This is a genomic window from Sphingomonas sp. LR60, from assembly GCF_036855935.1.
Taxonomy (GTDB): Bacteria; Pseudomonadota; Alphaproteobacteria; order Sphingomonadales; family Sphingomonadaceae; genus Sphingomonas.
The window spans coordinates 1,085,524-1,106,284 of the sequence record NZ_JASPFK010000001.1; the positions used below are offsets into that span (position 1 = coordinate 1,085,524).

Genomic DNA, 20,761 nt, shown 5'->3' on the forward strand with positions numbered 1-20,761 from the left:
GCGACGCTGCCTCGACACCAGCGCGTCGTGATCGCGCTGTCGGTGCACATCCTGCGCGCTGGCGTGGCGAAATGCTCGGAGACGACGGTCGACGGGATCGAGGTGCGGCTCGCGCTGCGCTGCCTGCTGCCGCACTGCCCTGAGCGCTGGCCGCTCGAGCTCTACTGGGACGCGGCCTCGCAGGCGAACGAGGTCGGGCGCGCCCAGGGCGTGACCGCGGCCTTCAACGGGATCGTGCGGCAGCTGCGGAAAGCGGGGCGGTACGAGGACGTTCCGCCGCTGTGAGCAGCCGGCCGACGAACGACACTTCCTACCGGACGCTCGGCGAATGGGCGGACGATCGCGCCGACATGCGGATCATCTGCGCGTGCGGTCGCACCATCAAAAATTCCTGCCGAGCGGATCCTCGCGCGCTTCAAAGGCGATCGAGCGGTCGCTACCAAGATGATTTGACTTATCGCCTTGCCGGCCACTCATAACGCAGCGGCTTTTCCAACTCAGTACAAAATGGTACTTTTGTACTGAGTTGCCGAGCCGCGGCAGCCTCATGTTGCGCCGCTCAGATCGAGCTGCCATCGACGATACACAAAGCCAAACGCACCGTCGGCGAGCTCCTCGTACGCGAGCGGTTCGCCATCGACGTAGACGGTGTGCAAGGTATGCGAGGGTTGCTGTACACGCCCGTTCAACCCGCACGCTTCCCAGTTCGATACCGATACGTATGCGCGCGTGCCGCCACCGACGTGCGGTTGAGACAGCAGGCAGCGCTTGGCGTGCAACGTACCGGCATTGCTCATGCGATCGTGAGTGGGATTGAGCACGATGTCTGTGCGCTCGATCGCGGTGCGCGCGTCGTCATCGACGAAGGCGGGACGCAATCGCCCCTGTACGATGTTGAGCTCGCCGCAGATCAACGCAAACAGCGTGAAGTCATCAAGCTTCAGCGATCGGCGCAACAGCCGCCGGCGAAAGGCTATGAGGCCCGGGCTGGCGCGGTGGCGCACCTCGCGGCTGGTGCCGAACGCCTGGCGTCCAAAGCGGTGCAGCTGGCCGTCGCCCAGGATCGCCCACATGGCATGCGAGTGACCAATCTCGTGCCGGCGGCGGCCGTCGTGATGAACCTCCGTGATGATGACGCCGCTGCGCGGATCGTCGGCAATGTCGCGTGTAAGGCGATATAGGTGCTTGCGCGAGTGTACAGCATAACCGGCGGTGACCAGCAGATCGGGCTCGTAGCTGTCGCTGGCCGCCAGGATCAGTCGCATACGGTCACCGGGCGGCAGCACCATTTCTGGGCCACAGCGGGCAAAAGAGATGGTGCCGACATGAAGCGCTTTGCGTCGCACCATGTCAGTACTCGCTAGCCAGCATGATCGTAAGCACGCGGATCGTCAGAGATGGATCGAGCGGATCGGGCGAACCAAGGCGAAGCGATCGGTCGTAGTAATCGATCTTCCAAAACAGCCGCTCGCCTTGCCAGTGGAATGATCCGAAATCATGTTCCCCGTTGGGGTCGTTGTCGGGCGTGAAGGCATCAAAGGTGTGTACGAGTTCGAGCACGCTTAATAGCGCGGCATCTCCTAGCGAGATGACGCCAGCGGTGGTGAACAGCTGGCCGCCGGTGGGATCACGGCGAAACGCGTCGTTAAGCAAGGTAAGTGGGGCAAGCGCGGCCGGCATGTCGCAGGCGCGCGTGTCAGGCTTCCCAGTCATGCGAATTCTCCTTGGTGCAGCAGATGTCGAGGGTAGGGGAGGGACAGTAGCCCGTCAGACCAGGTGGATCAGCCTGCGCTGTGCAGCGCGGTCGCCCTGGATGTAGCGCTCGGTAGTGGTGAGCTGACGATGGCCAGCAAGCTCCTGGACGTCGCGCAGTGACCCGCCGCTACGTGTCAGAAGCCGTGCTGACCTTGTGATGAAGGTGCGCCGCCCGGAATGGGAGGAGCAGCCATCCATGCCCAGTTCTGCATAGACGCCGGCAAACCAGTTGACGATGCTGCGGGGGCGAAGGTGGTCGCCGCGCTCCGACCGCACCACTGGGCCGGTACGTGGTTTGCCATGTAAGCGGTGCAATGCACTTAGTGACGCACGAAGTTCGCCATTCATCGGAAGGACGCGTGCATGTCCATTCTTAGCGATATGCCCGGACACCAGCAGTTGGTGCGCCACTTGTCCGCGTGGCGTCAGCACCATCCGCCAATCGAGGCCGGCGATTTCGCAGGCACGCAAACCTGCTTTGAAGCTTAGTAAAACGATGACCAGGTTACGTGGGGCATGGCGCTGGGCGCGCACCAGTCGAATGAGCTGGCGCACGTCAGCATGCTCCAGCACCCGTGCAGGGTTGGGCATGATAATCTCCGATGTAAGTAGGTGTCAGCAACTACTAATGCTACATCATTATAGCACGCCCCTGCTGCTAACTCAAGGTTGGTTCGATCGCGTAACTTTGGGACTGCATCATGGGCGCGACGTTGATCTTGCTATTTGCAAGTTGAAGGTCGAGCAGGTCTTAGTTTATTGACTGAGCCCGCTGTCGTAGCTGGTGGAGAGGGGAATGGCCGCTTTCTAGTCGAAATTTCTAAAAAGCGACGTTAGTTCAGTCGGTGGGGGATGGGGGTGAACGGCTCGCCACAACTCCAAGACGTGAGCGGACTTGTGACGCACCTTTCTGACACTTTAAAGCCAGCACAAATTCGTGCGTCAACGGGGAGAAGCACAACCGATTGTGGCTGTTGAAAACGCGCTGAGATCACGAATCGTACGTTTACTCACGATAAATGGTATAAAGGCGATAGATGACGAACTTAAGCGACTGTAGCTTTGCGGGCTTCCTATTCGATATGGATGGCACGCTGCTGACCTCCATCGAGGCTTCGAAACGCGTCTGGGGTAGGTGGGCAGCTCGCTTTGGGTTGGATGCCGCTACGTTCCTGCCGAATGCGCACGGTATGCAAGTGCGCGACGTCATTCGGCTGCTCGATTTACCCGGCCTCGATCCAGACGACGAGGCAGCGGCGATCTTTGCCGCCGAGCTTGCCGATATGGACGGCGTCACCGCCATCCCGGGGGCCGGTTCGTTCCTGACCCAACTGCCCGCAGATCGCTGGGCCATCGTCACCTCGGCGCCGCGAGCCCTGGCTCTGCGTCGGCTCGACGAGGCTGGTCTCCCAGTACCGCCAGTGCTGATCTGCGCGGCCGACGTGGATCGTGGCAAACCCGATCCGTCCTGCTTCATTCTCGCCGCCGAGCGGCTCGGCGTCGCCATCGACCAGTGCCTCGTGTTTGAGGATGCACCCGCGGGCATTCTCGCGGCGGAGCGATCCGGCGCGACCGTCGTCGTCATCACCCATGCCCATCCCGGTCGTGACGCGGTGCATGCGAACGGTATCGGCGATTATACCGACCTGTCGCTGGAGCAGACATCGATGGAGTCATGGCGCGTGTCCTGCCCCGGTCGGGCACGATCCTGACGAGCCGCGTCAGCCGGCTGAGTCACCCAGCCTTGCCGCGAGCCAGGCGCGATGCGTCGGTGCGGAAGCCGCCAGTTTCGCGACGTCGCGTGTTATTCGCCCGAACGCGCTCTCGATCTGCTGCGACGTGAAACTATCCGCCAGCGGATCCCATGCCTCGGGCATGATGCCGAGACCCACGAAGATCGCCAGCCAGCTCGGATCGGCGAAGGTTTCCCACTCCATCCGCACCATTCGTCCCCGCGCGGCGAAGAGCCGGATCTTGCGCGCCAGCCCGTCGGGCAATGGCGTCGCGCGACGTTCGGCCCAGAACGGTTCCGAACGCCTATTCGCCCAGTAATGCAGGATCAGGAAGTCGCGAACGCGCTCATATTCGAGCCGCGTGATCCGGTTGTATTCGTCGGCGAGCGCCGGATTCATGCCGTCGTCCGGAAACAGCGCCAATAGGCGCTGCAGCCCCGAGTAGATCAGCGTGATGCTGGTCGATTCCAACGGCTCGAGGAAGCCCGCCGCGAGGCCCAGCGCCACGCAGTTCGACACCCAGACGCGCTGGCGACGCCCCGTGGTAAAGCGGAGAAGGTTGGGTTCGGCGAATGCCTCCCCTTCGAGTGTGGCGCGCAGCGTCGCTGCGGCCTCGTCGTCGGATAAGTGACTGCTCGCATAGACATAGCCGTTGCCAATGCGGTGCCGCAGCGGGATGCGCCATTGCCATCCCGCCGCCCGTGCCGTCACCCGGGTGTACGGCTCAATGGGCGCGGCACCCTCCCGATAGGCGCACGGGATCGCAACGGCTCGATCGACCGGCAGCAAGGTGCGCCAGTCGTCATAGGGCTCGCCTAGCGTCTCGCCGGCAAGCAGCGCCCTGAATCCGGTGCAGTCGATGAAGAGATCGCCCGAGATTTGCGCGCCGGTGTCGGTGTGCAGCGACAAGAGGCGGCCGGTTTCGCCGCAGCGCTCGACCCGGTTGATCCGGGCATCGACCCGGGTCACGCCCCGGGCCTCGGCGACCTCGCGCAGATGATGGGCGAACAGCGCCGCGTCGAAATGGACTGCCCAATCGAAGAACCCATAGTCGGGCGCGGGGCGCAGCGGCGTCATCATCCGCCCACTGAGCGCAAGCTGGCTCGCAAGGCTGTACCGGTCGAGCGTCGTCCGGTTGCCGCCAGCATGCAACTTCGACCAATATTGGTGGAAGTCGACGCCGTTCGATGGTGAGCCGTACAGACCAAAGGGATGGAAGAAGCCGCTGTCCTCACCGGTCCAGCCATCGAACAGGATGCCGAGCTTGGCAGTGGCATTGCTCGCGCGCATGACCTCCGCCTCGTCGAGGCCTGCCTCGGCGAAGAAGTCGCGGATTGCGGGCGTGGTGGCCTCGCCGACGCCAACCGTTCCGATCGTGGTCGATTCGACGAGCGTGATCGCGATGCCCAGTGGCGCGAGCCGACGCGACAGCAGCGCCGCCGCCATCCACCCCGCCGTCCCGCCGCCGGCAATGACGACCGATCGCACCCGTCCTGCGCTCACGGCGACCGCCGCTGCGGCTCGCCGTCCATCGCGCGCAGGAAAGCATCTCGCTCAGGCGATTGCGGGCCGACATACCCGCGGGCATGGTCGGGCAGATGGTCGGCCATGCTCGCCGCCTCGTCGCCGAACACCATCGTGTCGAACCAGTGCCGCCACGCCTGCCGGTGTGCGGGCGGAAGGTCGCGGATGGCGCGTAGGGTCTCGATCATTGCTGCCAGCGCGGACCGGCTGTCGGCTTCGGCCCACCAATGGTTGACCATCACGTTGAGCGGTCCTCGGGCGTGGACTGCATGCCACCAGATCGGCGGAATGTAGAGCGCGTCGCCGGGCGCCAGGTCAGCGTGAAGGGCGTGACGCGCCGCCTCGGCGTAGCGCGGGTAGCGATCCAGGTCGGGTTTCGCCACGTCGACCATGCTCACCGGCGGACCGGCGATGGTCAGGTGCAGCGGACCGACATAGAGGTTGTCAACCTGCTCGGGCGGGAACAGGGTGACGCGACGGGTGCCCGCAACAACCACCATCAAGTTGCTCGACTCATCGAAGTGGGTAGCGACGTGGCTTTCGTTGCCGATCCACACCCGCGCCTTCGCCGTCGGCAGATCGAAGCCGATCGGATTGGCCGTGGTCCATCCCGGCAGGACCGCGCCGGTCGCCGCGGCCCCCGCATACAGCGCGTTCGGCCGGACCTGTCCGCGCTGGCTGAGCAAATGTCTCAGCAGCCCCGTGACCGTCGTCCCGCGCTTCTGGAAATTGCACCCGCGCAACGCACCGTCGTAGAAGTATCGCCCGCCGATCTCGGGCGGCCCGACCAGCAATTCAGTCTGCGTCCCGCTGTCGAGCGCGGCGATATAGTTGACCAGCGCCTCGTCGGAGCGACGCGCCGCCTCGACCGCGGGCCAGGCGGCCGCCTGCCCGCGCAGGACGACCGGCCGATACGCCGTCACGATCTCGGCGGCAAAGCCCGCCGCGTCGATCGAACCGCGGTCGGCGACCGGCTGGCTCATCCCCGCCTCGGAGCAATGCGATGCCGTGCCCCTGCAGGGCCGCGGCGATCAACAAGACGCAGCGCCGAGATCAGAACTTGACCCGCGCGCCCATCGTGAACCGCCGTTCGTAAAGGTTGTTGTAGGCCTTCTGGTCCTCCCAGACCAAATAGTAGCGCTCGTACTCGCCGGTCAGGTTTGACCCTTGCGCATAGATGGTGAAGTTGGGCGTGAAGTCGTAGCTGACCGACGCGTCGACATAGCTGACCGGCGACTGGTACAGCTGAAGGCCGCCGACGCCGCCGAAGTTCTGCGACACCGCACGCTCCGACCGATAGTTCCACGCCACGCGTGCCTGGAGGTGGTCGTCCTGGTAGAAGCCGGTGACGTTGGTCTGGATCTTCGAATTATCCTGGAAGGGCACGTCGCGTCCGGCCAGATCCTTCGCGCCCGACTTCGACGGCGAATAGGTCAGATTGAGGTCGAAACCGAAGTTCGACAGCAGCGTCGGCATGAAGGCAAGGTCACGGAACGACTGCTTCCATTGCGCCTCGACGCCCTTCAGCGTGCCCGACGCGCCCTGGACCGGCGTGGTGATGGAGACCGGCCGTCCTCGGACAACCCCGTCATTGTCGGGCAGATCGGTGCGCACGATCGTGCCGTTCTGCGTGAAGCTGTCGACCTGAATATAGAAGCCGGCGAGGCTCAACAGGCTGCCGCGGCCGATGTAGTATTCCGCCGACAGGTCGAAGTTGGTCGCCCGCCACGGATCGAGCTGCGGATTGCCCGACGAACTGCCGCCCGTCACCCGGAACAGTGGAGTCGGTCCGCTGGTATCGATGGCATAGGTCGGGTTGAGGCCCCCACCCCATTGACTAAGGTTGAGCAGCGTCATCGTACGCGTCACCGCACCGCGCAGGCGCAGGTCGCTCGTGACGTCGACCGCGACGTTGATCGACGGCAGGAAGTCGGTGAAGCCCCGCTTCGTTTCCGTGGTGCCCTGAAAGGCGTTGGCGAGGCCATAGGGGCGCGGCACGCCGGTAATGTTCTGGATCACGTCGAGCCGCGTCTCGATCACCTTCACGCCGCCGTTGGCGCGGACCGGCATGCCGAACAGCTCGCCTTGGCCGTTGATCTGGAAATAGCCGGTGACCTGCTTCACGCCCACGGCATAGGACGCGCCCGGATTGGCGACCTCTACGTTGCCGGGATAGAAGGAGTCTTGGAACGCCTGCGCGTTGTCCATCGCTTTGGGATCGAGCACGTAGAGCGCCGGCACGCCGGCCGTAGGCGGCTTGACCTGCGCCAGTAGGCCGTTGAACTTCGGATCGTTGCCGCGATAGGCGATGCCGGCGGTGTAGAAGCCGCCCGCACCATCGGGCACGAAGCACGCCGCCGGATTGGTCGCCGAATTGGAATTCAGCGCGACGTCGAACGACTTCCACTTGACCAGGCAGGCACGATCCGCAGTCGCCGCCGGCCCTTGCGCCAGGCCCGCATACAGCGGCGCGGCGCGGTCGAACGAATAGTTGTCCGCTGATCGGTCGCTGTAACGGCCGCCGAATTCCAGGCTGAGCTCGTCGTTGACCTTCCACGTCGCATCGATGCGGCCGACCTTCAGATCGGCGTTGCGGCGATAGTTGGTTTCCGACGACGTTCCCTTGAACCCGATCTGTGCCGGATCGCCGAGCTGGGTCAGCAGCTGCTGCGGCAGCGAGAATGTCGGGCGATCTCCGGTAAAGTCGACGATCGAATGCAGAGAGTTCAACCCCGCCAGCGTGTTGACGGTGTAGCCGTTGGGATTGAAGGGCCGATCGCCCCCGATCGAATCGGGGTAATTGCCGATACCGCCGGGCTGCCACTGGCGCCCGTTCGACGGGCTGAACGCGGCGTAGCTCTGATCGTAGGTCTGGCTTGCCTTGCCATACAGGCCGCGCGCAACGATCTTGAAGTTGTCGTCATTGTCGAACTTCAGTTCGAGATTGTAGTTCTGCGACTTGGTCACAGAATGGTCGTTCTGCGACCATAGCGTGAAGTCACCAAGGTCGTAGTCGTAGACGCTGACGGTGTTGAAGTCGTAGGTCCCGCGCACCTTGGCGCCGGTATTGCGCGTCTGGGTCGGCACGAACTCGGCGGCTTGCCAGTTGATGTTAGCCTGCTGGAAGCCGGCGATGCGGGCGCGCTCGTCCTGCTTGGCATAGAAGGCGTCGCCGGTCAGTTCGAGGTTGTCGCTCAGCTTGAATTGGACCGAGCCGTTGATGCCCAGCCGCTCGCGACGGTTCTCGGTGTTGTAACCCTGGAAGCCCTGCGACACGAAATAGGCGTCGTTAATGTCGCCATCGCCGTTAACGTCGGCGCCCTGGGTGCCGAAGCGGACACCGCGCGGGCGGAACGAGGGCGAGAAGCCGCTGGTGCCGAGCGCGTCGGTCCCCTCCGACCGCACCTGACCGCCGTAGCCGGCGATGATGCCTTCCTGCGAATTGGCGAGGTGGATCTTGGTATAGGCAGCCGCCACCAGGATACCGAACCGGTCGCCGCGATACGCCACCAGCCCGTTGACGTTGGGCTCCCACCGATCGGTCTTCTGGCCATGCTGGATTTCGCCCGCGGCCGACACCGTCAGCGTCTTGGTGAAGTCGAACGGGCGCCGCGTGCGCAGGTTGACCGTGCCCGTGATGCCCGCGTCGAGCAGATCGGCAGTCGACGATTTGACGACGTCGGCGCCGGAGAACAGCTGCGACGGGATGTCCTGGAAATTTGGCTGCACGCTCGTGATCGAGTTGCCGCTGAGATAGGATTCGCCGTTCAACAGCGTTGTCACCTGCGGCAGGCCGCGCACGTTGACCGCGCCACCTTCACCCGCTCCGCGGCGAATCTGAACGCCAGGAATGCGCTGCAGCGAATCGGAGATGGTAACGTCGGGCAGCTTGCCAATGTCCTCGGCAGAGATCGAATCGATCACCGAGGCCGCGTTGCGCTTCAGCGCGATCGCGCGCTCCTGCGATGCGCGGATACCGGTGACGACGATGTCGGCGCCCTCGGCGGTTTCGTCCGTGCCACTGGTCGGCGTCGGATCCTGCGCATTCCCCTGCGGCGTCGATGGTCCGGTCGCGCCCGGTGCGGTCGTCTGCGCCAGCGCGCTGCCGGCGAACGCGAGCGCGGATACCGTCGCCAGCAGCGCCAGCCTGCGCACGAGTGCTGCGTTCCCCATGAATCTTCCCCTTGCCTGTTTGTTTTTGTTGATGAGGGCGGGCGTTGCACCGTGACGGATCGCCGATGGCTGGATGGTCACCATCCCCCGTCGATCCCGATAATCTGTCCCGAGATCATGTCCGACGCTGGAGACGCCAGGAACAATACCAGGTTCGCCACGTCGGCGGCCTCGATCCGGCGCTTCACGCTTTGGTTTTCCAGGATCCATTGATTGTATTCGGCCAATCGGTCGCCAAACACGCGCTCCTCGGCGTTCGACACCACCGCGCCCGGCGCCACCGCGTTCACGCAGATGCCGAAAGCGCCCAGTTCGCGCGCCAGCGACTTGGTCAGCCCCAGCACCGCCCCCTTCGACGCGACATAGGGTACGTATCCGTCCCACCGGCCATTGAGGACCAGCGAACAGAAATTGACGATCTTGCCGTAGCCGCGCGCCTTCATCCCCGGCGCCAGTGCCAGGACAAGCGCGAAGGCCGCCGACGCGTTGACCCGCATCTGGTCCTCGAACTCTGCCGACGAGAATTGCTGGAACGGCTTGTTGATTATCAACGCGGCGTTGTTGACCAGGATGTCGATCGGCTGCTCGGTGTCGAGGCTGGCGATACTGCGCTGCGCCTCATCTAGCCTCGTCAGGTCGACGCCGACATAGCGCGCGCCCGACCCTATCTCGGCCGCGAGCGCGTGACCCTCCTGCTCGAGGCAAGGCAGATCGAGCAGGCATAGATGTGCGCCAGCGTCGCGCAGACGTACCGCTTCCGCCCGGCCCAATGTGCCCAGCGCACCCGTGATGAGCGCAGCTTTTCCTGCAAGCACCCCGTCAGACATCCAGACTATTCCTCTCGTCTGTCCGGTCTCGCAGCAACTAGACAGCTTGTCAACAACCTGTATCACAGGTAGCTATCGATCTGCATATAAGGTTGACGAACAACATGTGGTTGGGGGAATGACGATCATGAAGATCACCGCGATCGAGACGATCCGCGTGGCAGAGTTTCCCAACCTGCTGTGGGTTCAGGTCCATACCGACGAGGGGATCAGCGGCCTTGGTGAAACCTTCTACGGTGCCGCCGCGGTCGAGGCGCACATCCACGAGGTTGCCGCGCCGCAGCTGATCGGTCGCGATCCGCTCGCGATCGACGCCATCTCGCGGTTGCTGGCGGGATATGTCGGCTTCCGTTCGACCGGTGTCGAAATCCGCGCCGCATCGGCGATCGACATCGCACTGTGGGATTTATTCGGCAAGGTCGCGGGTGAGCCGATCTGGCAGCTTCTGGGCGGCCGCACACGCGAGTCAATCCGCACTTACAACACGTGCGCCGGTTCGCATTACGTCCGCACGACGCGTGGCCAGTCGATCGAGAACTGGGGCCGCGGCATTACCCGTGTCACCGGCCACGACGATCTCGAAGCCTTCATGACACGCGCCGACGAACTCGCCGCCGACCTGCTCGAGTCGGGTATCACGGCGATGAAGATCTGGCCGTTCGATCACGCCGCCGAACGCAACATGGGCGCATACATTTCGCCCGAAGAGTTGCGCGACGCGTTGAAACCGTTTGAACGCATCCGCAAGGCGGTGGGCGACCGGATCGACATCATGGTCGAATTCCACTCGCTCTGGCTGTTGCCGCCCGCGATCCGCATCGCCGAGGCGCTCGCCCCTTTCGACACCTTCTGGCACGAAGACCCGATCCGGATGGACAGCCTGGGATCGCTGAAGCGTTACGCCCAGCGCAGCCGAGCGCCGTTGTGCGCGTCCGAGACGCTGGGGTCGCGCTGGGCGTTCCGCGATCTGCTCGAAACGGAGGCAGCTGGGGTGATCATGCTCGATCTCGGTTGGTGCGGCGGCCTGTCGGAAGCGCGCAAGATCGCCGCGATGGCGGAGACGTGGCACCTGCCGGTCGCGCCGCATGATTGTACCGGTCCGGTCGTGCTCACCGCCTCGACCCACCTTTGCCTCAACGCCACCAATGCGTTGGTGCAGGAATCGGTGCGCGCCTTCTACAACGGCTGGTACCAGGATCTCGTCACCCAGTTGCCGCCGGTGCGTGGCGGCATGATCACCGTACCCGATGGTCCCGGACTCGGGCTCGAGCTCCATGACGATCTCGACGCTCGGCTGACCGTCACACGTCGCCGCTATGATGCGAACAGCGCCGCATGACCGGCATCACCCGCAAGGACGTGCTCGTCGGCCTCGGGGCAGTTGCGACCGCTCCGGCACCCGCGACTGCGGCGCCGCCACGCCCGCGGCGGGGCCGGCCGCTCGCGATCGCGATGTGGGATTTTTCCTGGCTCGAGCGGCGCTGGCCCGGCGCAGGGTACGAGGATTGGGACATCGCATTAGAGGAGTTGGTCGACCGCGGCTACGACGCGGTACGGATCGACGCCTATCCGCATCTGGTCGCGGCCGACGACACGCGCGAATGGCTGCTGAAGCCGGTGTGGAACAACCAGGATTGGGGCGCGCCTACACTGACGCGGGTCGCCGTCCTTCCTGCTCTCACGCAATTTATAGCCCGCTGCCGCGCGCATGGCGTGCGCGTCGCCCTGTCGACCTGGTTTCGCGAGGACGCCGACAACGTCCGCCAACGGATCAAGACGCCCGCCGCGCTGGCCGACATATGGCGGCAGACACTGCGCGCGATCGAGCGGGCCGGGCTGCTCGACACCATCGTCTACGTCGATTTCTGCAACGAATGGCCGGGGCCGATCTGGGCGACCTTCCTCGATCCGCCGTTGCAATGGGGCGCGTGGCGCGATCCGCGGTCGCTGACCTGGATGCGCGGTGCGATCGCGGCGCTGCGGCCCGACTATCTCGACATGCCGCTGCTGTTCTCGGGAACGGCCGGCGAGATCGCCGACTATGCCAGCGGCGACGCGAGCATGATGGATGCCTGCGAATACCACATCTGGATGGCGAACGGGAAGCACAACGAGTTCGCCAAGGCCGTTGGCTACAAGGGCGACCGCTTCTCGGACGAAGGCTATCACAACCTCCAGCTCCAGGCGTACGACGTCTACACCGCCAGGGCCGACTATTGGCGCACGTCGCTGACCGACCAGATCGCCGCCGCGGCCGCCGCCTCGCGCACTGCGCGGCTGCCGATGATCACCACCGAATGCTGGGGCATCGTCGACTATAAGGATTGGCCACTGCTACGCTGGGATTGGGTGAAGGAATTGTGCGCGCTGGGCACGCTCGAAGCCTCGCGAACCGGTCGTTGGCTAGCGATCGCCACCAGCAACTTCTGCGGTCCACAGTTCCAGGGCATGTGGCGCGACATAGCCTGGCACCGCGCGCTCACCCGCGCGATCAAGCAGGGTCCGGTCGATCCCGCCTTGCAATCAGGTCGACTTTGGGCGCAACTTACCGCCTGATATGACGCGCCCGATCGCCACCCTCTCCGATCATTGCCAGGTGAGCACGCGCGCGTGAGCGAAGGAACGCAGGCGGTCATCGACGCCGTCACCGGATACATCGCCGCTCAGCGCCTACGCAGCGGCGATCCCCTGCCCAGCGAGAATGACTTCGCCGGATCGGTCGGCGTCAGCCGCACGGTGGTGCGTCAGGCGTTCGGCGCGCTCGGCGCGCTGCGCCTGATCGAGACGAGCAACGGCCGACGTCCCCGGGTCGGTCGGATCGACGGCTCGGTCGTGGCCATCCCGATGGCCCATGCGGTCAGCACGGCTCAGGCGACGGTGCAACAGGTATGGGACGCGCGCCGCGCGCTCGAGCGCCGCACCGCAGAATTGGCGGCGATGCAGCGCACCGAGGCGGAGGCGGATCGCATAGTCGCACTGTCCGGCTTGCTGCGCCAGGCGGGCGATGACCTGCCGCAGCAGGTGGAACACGACATTGCCTTCCACGCCGCCATTGCGGAAGCGACGCGCAATCCGCTGCTGGCGCTGCTGATCGGCTCGTTCGCCGAATTGATGCGCAAGACCTGCCCGATCGGATGGCAGGCGCGGCGCACCAACGAAGATCGCCTCGCGGTATTCGACCAGCACGACCGGATCGCCAACGCCATCAAGGCGGGTGACCCGGTCGCGGCGCAAGCGGCGATGGACGCGCATTTCGAACTCAGCCTGCGTGCATTGGCCGGATCCGGCTTCAACTGACGCGTTGCATCACGGCCGGACGGCGATCCGTGCCGGCACGACGTTCCACCCCTTACCGCGCTCCGCGCTCCCTCCGCGGGCGGCTTGCCCGGCACCTGCAGCGCCGCCATCGCGGCGATGCTGACAGCGACGGCGGCTCACGCGAACGTCTTGCCGATCATCAACTTCTCCCGCTTGTCGGTACGGAAGCGCTCCGAAATGCACCAACGTTTCGACCAACCTATGCTACAGGTTCTTGCGCGGTCAATTACAGCGGCCCACACACCGTGGGGCGGCCAGCGCAGAAGGAACATCGGTGACGATCATGAGGCTTGGCTGGACGGCCCTCGCCGCGGCGGGAATATTGACCGTTACTGTATCCGCCGTGGCCACCGCGAAGGCACCGTCAGCGGCAGACACGCCTGCTCCCTCGCTCCTCGCCCACATCTTCGGCGACCATGGCGTGTTGCAGCGCGACCGTCCCATCCCAGTATGGGGCCACGCCGCTCCGCGCGCCGACGTCTCGGTCACGCTTGCCGGCCGAACTGTGGCGGTTCGCGCTGATGTCGGCGGTCGATGGAGCACCACCTTGCCGGCCCTGCCGGCGGGCGGTCCCTACACGCTCACTGTCCAATCGGGCCGCACGCACCAGACCCTCACCGACATGCTCGTCGGCGACGTCTATCTGTGCGGCGGCCAGTCCAACATGGAGTTTCCCGCGCGGCGCGCCACGGGCGCATGGGGTGGGGTCATCCCGCGGGCCATGCCGTCGCTGCGCTTCGCCCATGTCGAACGTGACAGCCGGCCCGCCGCGCTGCGTGATTTCGCCAAGCCGGTGGCGTGGAAGATCGTCGATCCCCAGTCGGTGGGCGATGCCTCGGCCGTCTGCTTCCACATGGCGGCGACGCTGCAGCGCCACCTCGACATCCCCATCGGCTTCATCGAATCCTTCTGGGGCGGAACCACGATCGAGAACTGGATCGCCGCGCCGGTGCTCGGCACCATGGCCGCCTATCGCCCCCGACTGTCAGCACTAGACCGCATGGCGCGCGATACCGATGCCGGTTTGCGAGCACAGGATGACCGCGACGATGGCTGGTGGCTAGCCCATTACTCGGCATGGAACGCGGAACGGGCATGGCGGGGCGTCGACGTCGACGCGTCGGCCTGGTCGATCGCCCGATCGAATGTGGCGGAGACGCCGGCCACCGCGCCGCTGACCGTCGGCTGGTACCGCCAGATCGTCGATCTGTCAGCCGATCAGGCCGCCACCGCCAATCGCATCGGACTGGGCACGATCGACCGGCACGACAGTGTCTGGATCAACGGGCACTGGATAGGCGCGAACGATGCCGACTGGTTCTGGCGCGACTATCCGCTGCGGCCCGGCGTCGTCCATACCGGACGCAACGTCATTGCCATCCGCGTGCTGGGTCGTGCCGGCCTGACCGGCGATTCGGCGCAGCGGGCGATCGTGCTGAACGACGGCACGCGCGTGCCGCTGGCCGATCGCTGGTCCTACCGCCGCGGCGGTGCGGTGCCCGACGGCGCGCCGCCGATCGCGGCGTGGCAGGTGCCTAACAGCGTGTCGACCTTGTACAACGGCATGATCGCACCGCTGGGCGGCTACGGCTTGCGGCTTATCGCCTGGTATCAGGGAGAGGCGAACGTCGGCGATCCCGCGGGCTATGCCCGGCTACTGCCGATGCTGATGACGGATTGGCGCAGCCAATTCGGCCAGCCGGCGCTGCCGTTCATGGTCGCGCAGATCGCCGCCTTCGGCCCGCCGCTGATCCGCCCGGGCGATGCGCCGCGGGCCGCCTTGCGCGACGTGCAGGCGCGGGTGGTGCGCGCCGATCCTGCCGCCGGCCTCGCCGTCACCATCGACGTCAGCGATCGCTTTGACGTTCATGCGCCGCAGAAACGGCTGGTCGGCGAACGGCTGGCGCGTGCGGCTCGCGCCGTCGCCTATGGCGAGGCGATCACGGACGGCGGGCCGCAGGTTAGCGGCGTGGCGCGCGATGGCGACGACCTGGTCGTGACCTTCGACCGCGCCGAACGTGGCCTCTTCACCTATAGCAGCGATGTCGCAATCGGCTTCGAATCCTGCGCAGGCACCGACTGCCGCTATGTAGCGGGGCAGGTCGAAGGACGTACCGTCCGCCTTCGCGGCGGCAACCGGCCCGGCGCGAACCGCGTCCGCTACGGCTGGGCGGATGCGCCGTTCGTCAACCTCTACGGCATCGACGACCTGCCCGCGGTGCCGTTCGCCAGCGACATTCGCTGACAAACCATCACCGCATCCGCCTCATCGCCGCCGCGTGCCCGGCGATGAGGCGCCGGGTCGAGGCGTCGATATCGAAGACGCAGGAACAGCCCAACCGCGATCATCATCACCGCCCGACGTCCCAGCACATCGGCCAGGCGTCCGGTGCCGAGCGCTCCGGCCGCCTTGAGTGCCGGCGCGTTGCCGAGCGACGGTGATTGTCCCGATGCGATCGCCGCCGACGGGGAACGCGATCCGGCGTCCGCGACTCCCGTCTACCGGTCCGGCTCGCGGATCAGCCGGATCGCCTTCACGTCGCCCACCTGACCCGCGGGCAGGCCGACCGAGTGGAGCGACAGCCAGGCGGTGGCCGTCGGCAGGTCGAGATATCCCAGCTCGCCTCGAGCCCAGCGCCGTTCGGGCACCTCGTCGGTGGGATAGGTGCGCCGACCCCATGACGCCGTAGACGGAGGTGCCAGCGGCAGTATCGCGGATGCGCTCGCATTGGCGAACGAGGCGACCATGCGCGGTCCCGTCGTACCGCCGGCGGTCGCATAGCTGACGCTCACCCGGTACCGGCCCGGCCTGCTCACCCGGACCAGCCAACGCATCGAGGCCGATGTGTCGGTCCAGCGATCGACCCAGTCGTGCGCCCATCCCCAATCGCCATGATAGTGGATGCCGCTGCCGTACAGGCTCGCCTCGTTGGCGGGCAGCTCGGTCATTTCGTGGCCCGGCAGCCCTAGTTGCACCGGCTGCACGGCGCTCGCCCCCGACGATGCGTCGGCGTACCAGGCGAGATAGGCCGCCTTCATCGCGGCGAGGCGCGCCGGATCCTTGCTGGAGGCGTTTAGCGCCTGCGACGGATCGGCGATGACGTCGTACAAGGCCCAGCCCGCATCGGGCGTGAAGGTCGCAAGCCAGCGCCCCTGCCGAACCGCGCCGGGCGAGCTCTGGATGGCGACCTCGTCCGGTCGCCGCGTGTTGCGTAGCTGATGCGTGAACAGATACCGCGTGTCCCAATCGCCACCGGCCGATCTTCCCGTCAACATGGGGACGAGCGACTTGCCGTCGATGGCGGGGCCAGGCGGCGGGGTAATACCCGCCAGTTCCATCAGCGTCGGATAGATGTCGATGTGCTGGGCGGGCGTAGCGATCCTAGTGCCGCCGGCCAGGTGCCCCGGCCAGCACATAACGAACGGCACCCTCGTGCCGCCCTCGTCGACGCTTCCCTTCGATCCCGTCAGCCCGGCATTGTAGCGTTGTTTCTTGTCGGGATAGACGGGTCCATTATCCGACAGATACACGACGATCGTGTCGTCCTGCTGCCCCTTCGCGCGGACGGCGTTCAGGATGCGCCCGACATTGTGATCGAAATCCTCGACGAGGGCGTAGATCGACGCGGTGGCGTCGTCCAACCCCGCCGTCTTGTATCGCCCCAGCAAGTTTGGCTTGGCCTCGTAGGGCGAGTGGGGCGCCGGCAGCGGCACATAGAGGAAGTACGGCTTGTCGCCGCTTTGCTCGACGTAGCGCACTGCGCGATCGGCGAGGATGTCAGTCAAATACCCCCGTGCGACATAGCGCCGCTCGCCCCGGACGAGCGCCGGGTTCCAGTAATTGAGGTGGCCATCGACAAAGCCGTCGAACGTCTGGAAACCCTGGCCAACCGGATCCGACGGGAAATGCGCGCCATTGTGCCATTTGCCGAACGCCGCCGTCGCATAGCCGTTCGCCGCAAACGCTTCCGCCATCGTGACCTCGGACGGCCGCATGGCCTCGCCACCGCGCGTCACGCTCCACACACCGGTCCGCAACGATGCCCGCCCGGTCAGGATACTGGCGCGACTGGGCGCACACACGGGACTGACGTGGAATTGGTCCAGCGTCACGCCGCGCCGGCTGAGCGCATCGAGTACCGGCGTGCGGATGGCCTTGTTGCCGTTGAAGCCAACATCGCCGAACCCCTGATCATCGGCGACGATCAGGATGACGTTGGGGCGCCGCGCCTCTTTAGCTTTCGCGGCCAGATCAGGCCGCGCGACGACGTGCGGCACGGTCCCGACCTGCACGATTAGCGACGCCGACGCTAAGGCAAGCCACGATCGCATTTTTCTCGCCCTTTCATGATGTAGCTCGGCCCTCGTCTGGTGCAGCCTAGAGCGATCCCCCACCATCGCAACGCCGATCGGCTAATATGGGCAGAACTTAGTGCTGATCTATACCGGGTTCGTTGCTCGCGACGGTCAGACGCGAACGACGCAGCGAAAGCCGATGTGCCCAGTCGAGGTGTCGATCGTCTGCGCCTGGCGCGCGGCCGGCCTGTAGCGCTGGCAATAGGTGGCGGCGCAAAGATGCGATCCGCCCTTCAGCACCTTGCGACCCAGCAGGGAGCTGCCGTCGCGATCCACGCTGTCGCGCTCGCGACCACGCCGCGGGTCGGTGGGCAGGCCGCAGCATCCCTTGGCCCTGCGCCGCCCGCTTGGGGTCGGCCGTACCAGTCGGCTGTCCACTCCCACACGTTGCCGATCATGTCGTGGAGGCCATAGCCGTTGGCGGGAAAGGCCTTAACCGGCGACGTCCGTTCATAGCCGTCGAGGAGCTGGTTCGCGAATGGAAACAGGCCTTGCCAATAGTTCGCCATCATCACGCCGTCGGGCGCCAGCGTATCGCCCCATGCATAATCCGCGTCCTCGAGCCCGCCACGGGCGGCATATTCCCATTCCGCTTCGGTCGGCAGCTCTTTGCCGGCCCATCGGGCGTAGGCGAGGGCATCGGCAAACGCGACATGTACGACGGGATGGTCGCCCAGGTCCTCGATCCCGCTGTCCGGTCCCGTCGGATGCCGCCAGTCGGCGCCGGTAACGAAATGCCACCACAGCGAGGGATCGTCGGTAGGCACGGGTGCATCGGTCCGCTGAAATACCAACGATCCCGCATCGATCGGTTTGCTGTTGAATGCTGGGCAGTGGGTCACGTCCGGCGCAAGCTCCGCCATCGTCACGTGCCCCGTTGCGCTGACGAAGCGGGCAAACGCTTCGTTGGTTACAGGCACCTCGTCTATCCAAAACTCTTCGACTTGGGCTTCATGGACCGGTGCCTCTTCAGGATAGAAGCGGTCCGATCCCATCTTGAAGCTTCGTGTCGGTAATCTCCTCATCCCCTTATGAGAGGGGATTTGATTCGAGAGCTGGGAAGACCTATGCATCTTGCTTGTTTAATCGGCACCACCAATTTCCGATACCGTTAACGCCAGCAACCTTTCTCGCTGGCTGACACACTGGCAAGCGAACACTCCAGATCACCGCGAGATGGCGCCATTTCCGTGTGTCGCCGGTTTTCCCGGTATTTGTTCCCGATTGGCATTCCCAGAGTGTTTTATCCCACGGTTTGATGGTGCGATTCTTTCGATGAAATGGAAGGAGTAGTATGGGACAGGTTCCGCAACCTTTTGCTGGGGAGAAAAGTCGGCAGAGGCGGAGGGTTCCTCCACCTCAATGTCCAGACCTGGTGGATTAGGGATTGGCCGCTTCGGGGCAGCCGCAAGCTTAAGCTGCCACTCGTTCATGTGGCAGGCCGGGGCCTCGAACGGCTGTCGGTGGTGATGGGGTGGACGCCCCCGACGGCATCGATGTGCCAGAGTGGAGGTGTTGAACACCACTGAGGGAGGCGTCCGTGTCAGAGGTTACCACGATCGGGTTGGATATCGCCAAGCATGTTTTTCACGCGCACGGCGCTGATGAGCGCGGCGTAATGGTGTTCAGTCGCAAGCTGACCCGCGGCAAGCTGCTGGATTTCTTCGCCAAGCATCCGCGCTGCGTGGTGGCACTGGAGGCATGCGGCGGTGCGCATCACTGGGCTCGCGAGCTCCAGGCGATGGGCCATGAGGTCCGGCTGATTCCGCCGGCTTACGTGAAGCCATTCGTAAAGCGGCACAAAAACGATGCGGTGGATGCCGAAGCGATCTGCGAGGCAGCACAACGACCGAGCATGCGGTTTGTGGCGGTGAAGAGCGAGGAGCAGCAGGCCGCGGCGCTGGTGTTTCGCACGCGCGATCTGGTCGTGAAGCAGCGGACCCAGATCGCCAATGCGATCCGTGGGCACCTGGCGGAATATGGCTGGGTCGCACCCAAGGGTGCCGCTCACCTCGCTGTGCTGGCAGACCTGCTCGAAGACGGCGAGATCGGGGAAACGCTGCCGGAGGCGGCGCGGCCGATGTTCGCCATGATGGTCGACATGCTGGCGGTGCTCGACAGGCGGATCGCCGAGCTGGACAAGGAGATCACGCGTCGCGCTCGCGAGGATGAGGTCGCACGCCGGTTGATGACCATCCCCGGCATTGGTCCGATCACCGCCACGGCCATTGCGGCGATCGCTCCACCGGCAGAGACGTTCGCCAAGGGCCGCGACTTCGCCGCTTGGCTGGGGTTGGTGCCGAAACAAGCGTCCACCGGCGGCAAGCAGAAGCTTGGCGCGATCTCGCGAATGGGCGAGCGAACGCTGAGGCGCCTGCTGATCATCGGCGCCAGCGCGGTCGTGCTCCAGGTGAGCAAGCGCGGGGCGCCGGCCGGCTCATGGCTCGAGGGCATGCTGGCCAGGAAGCCACGAATGCTGGTGACGGTCGCGCTCGCCAACAAGATGGCCCGCACCGTCTGGGCGTTGCTGGTCAGGCAAGAGGATTACAGAGCTCCGGTCGCAGTCGCGGCGTAAGCCGAGGCGGGCCAGAGGCGTCGGAGGGCGCGGTCGGTCGAAGGAGGGTATGGCACAAGAGTCGGCGAGACGGGGCCGGAAGAACCAGGGCTTTCCACCGTGCCATGAGCACGCTGTTGGTGATGTGGTTCCGGTCCGCGAACTCCCATACGGGCCAGCAGCTCAGCGCTGCATCAAAGGCCGGACAGATGGCAGCATCCGACTACGTGTCAGAACTTCCAGATACCGCTTGCAACCGAAGGGGCGTCCACAGATGGAAAGCGGCCAGTCCGCTTACGGGTGCCCACTAGCGCTAAGCTGCCATTTGTTCAGGCTTCCCTATCGGCAGCTTTGCGCCCTAATCTCGGTCATCCGACCAATCTACCAGCAATCTCGAAACTCGCGATTCATTCAGGAACGGTCGACGGGAGCAACTGGCGGATTGCCGCACGTTTGGTTTGGAGCAGCGCGAAATAGATAGTCGCCGTTCATTCAGCAGCCGGTCGGAATCGAAGACGCAG

The 20,761-nt window shown here is 65.0% G+C and carries 15 protein-coding genes and 1 pseudogene; 7 read left to right on the top strand and 9 right to left on the bottom strand.

The genetic code is table 11. The features are described from left to right. The first annotated feature begins 27 nt into the window (after positions 1 to 27). Positions 28 to 285, top strand: a complete 258-nt coding sequence (locus QP166_RS04970) for a hypothetical protein (RefSeq protein WP_333914908.1) — start codon at positions 28 to 30, stop codon at positions 283 to 285. A 260-nt stretch (positions 286 to 545) separates the two neighbouring features. Here QP166_RS04970 and QP166_RS04975 read toward each other — a convergent pair whose 3' ends face one another. From QP166_RS04975 to QP166_RS04985, 3 genes are read right to left on the bottom strand one after another with little or no spacing between them, the layout of a single operon-like run. Further along, a complete protein-coding gene (locus QP166_RS04975; protein WP_333914909.1) occupies positions 546 to 1,349 on the bottom strand; it encodes a hypothetical protein in 804 nt (267 codons plus the stop codon). A gap of 1 nt (position 1,350) precedes the next feature. Then, complete coding sequence (locus QP166_RS04980; RefSeq protein ID WP_333914910.1) at positions 1,351 to 1,713, bottom strand: DUF3768 domain-containing protein; 363 nt, start codon at positions 1,711 to 1,713, stop codon at positions 1,351 to 1,353. Between the two features lie 54 nt (positions 1,714 to 1,767). After that, entirely contained in the window at positions 1,768 to 2,346 is a 579-nt protein-coding gene (locus QP166_RS04985) for a tyrosine-type recombinase/integrase (RefSeq protein WP_333914911.1), read from the bottom strand. A 446-nt stretch (positions 2,347 to 2,792) separates the two neighbouring features. On the opposite strand from QP166_RS04985, the gene QP166_RS04990 reads away from it, so the two are divergent. Next, the gene (locus QP166_RS04990) at positions 2,793 to 3,467 is read left to right on the top strand and encodes an HAD-IA family hydrolase (RefSeq protein WP_333914912.1); all 675 of its coding nucleotides are present in this window, start codon (positions 2,793 to 2,795) and stop codon (positions 3,465 to 3,467) included. A 9-nt stretch (positions 3,468 to 3,476) separates the two neighbouring features. Here the strand turns inward: QP166_RS04990 and QP166_RS04995 are convergent, their stop codons facing one another. From QP166_RS04995 to QP166_RS05010, 4 genes are all read right to left on the bottom strand, one after another. Next, positions 3,477 to 4,991: a tryptophan halogenase family protein gene (locus QP166_RS04995; RefSeq protein WP_333914913.1), complete on the bottom strand. Its 1,515-nt coding sequence runs from the start codon at positions 4,989 to 4,991 to the stop codon at positions 3,477 to 3,479. After that, positions 4,988 to 5,995: a cupin-like domain-containing protein gene (locus QP166_RS05000; protein WP_333914914.1), complete on the bottom strand. Its 1,008-nt coding sequence runs from the start codon at positions 5,993 to 5,995 to the stop codon at positions 4,988 to 4,990. The genes QP166_RS04995 and QP166_RS05000 overlap by 4 nt, the downstream gene beginning before the upstream one ends. Before the next feature lie 70 nt (positions 5,996 to 6,065). Then, positions 6,066 to 9,185: a TonB-dependent receptor gene (locus QP166_RS05005; RefSeq protein WP_333914915.1), complete on the bottom strand. Its 3,120-nt coding sequence runs from the start codon at positions 9,183 to 9,185 to the stop codon at positions 6,066 to 6,068. 77 nt (positions 9,186 to 9,262) lie between these two features. Continuing rightward, complete coding sequence (locus QP166_RS05010) at positions 9,263 to 10,012, bottom strand: SDR family oxidoreductase (RefSeq protein ID WP_333914916.1); 750 nt, start codon at positions 10,010 to 10,012, stop codon at positions 9,263 to 9,265. Between the two features lie 127 nt (positions 10,013 to 10,139). Between QP166_RS05010 and QP166_RS05015 the strand changes: the two genes are divergently transcribed. From QP166_RS05015 to QP166_RS05030, 4 genes are all read left to right on the top strand, one after another. Then, entirely contained in the window at positions 10,140 to 11,351 is a 1,212-nt protein-coding gene (locus QP166_RS05015; protein ID WP_333914917.1) for a mandelate racemase/muconate lactonizing enzyme family protein, read from the top strand. After that, a complete protein-coding gene (locus QP166_RS05020) occupies positions 11,348 to 12,568 on the top strand; it encodes a cellulase-like family protein (protein WP_333914918.1) in 1,221 nt (406 codons plus the stop codon). Before QP166_RS05015 ends, QP166_RS05020 begins: the two co-directional genes overlap by 4 nt. 54 nt (positions 12,569 to 12,622) lie before the next feature. After that, positions 12,623 to 13,309, top strand: a complete 687-nt coding sequence (locus QP166_RS05025; RefSeq protein ID WP_333914919.1) for a FadR/GntR family transcriptional regulator — start codon at positions 12,623 to 12,625, stop codon at positions 13,307 to 13,309. Between the two features lie 304 nt (positions 13,310 to 13,613). Further along, positions 13,614 to 15,575 (top strand): sialate O-acetylesterase, encoded by a 1,962-nt coding sequence (locus QP166_RS05030; protein ID WP_333917258.1) that lies wholly within the window; start codon positions 13,614 to 13,616, stop codon positions 15,573 to 15,575. A 254-nt stretch (positions 15,576 to 15,829) separates the two neighbouring features. Here the strand turns inward: QP166_RS05030 and QP166_RS05035 are convergent, their stop codons facing one another. Beyond that, complete coding sequence (locus QP166_RS05035; protein WP_333914920.1) at positions 15,830 to 17,623, bottom strand: arylsulfatase; 1,794 nt, start codon at positions 17,621 to 17,623, stop codon at positions 15,830 to 15,832. A 174-nt stretch (positions 17,624 to 17,797) separates the two neighbouring features. Next, a pseudogene (locus tag QP166_RS05045) lies at positions 17,798 to 18,711 on the bottom strand (formylglycine-generating enzyme family protein). Positions 18,712 to 19,226: 515 nt separating this feature from the next. Here QP166_RS05045 and QP166_RS05050 point away from each other — a divergent pair. Beyond that, entirely contained in the window at positions 19,227 to 20,261 is a 1,035-nt protein-coding gene (locus tag QP166_RS05050) for an IS110 family transposase (protein WP_333914923.1), read from the top strand. Positions 20,262 to 20,761: the final 500 nt, after the last annotated feature.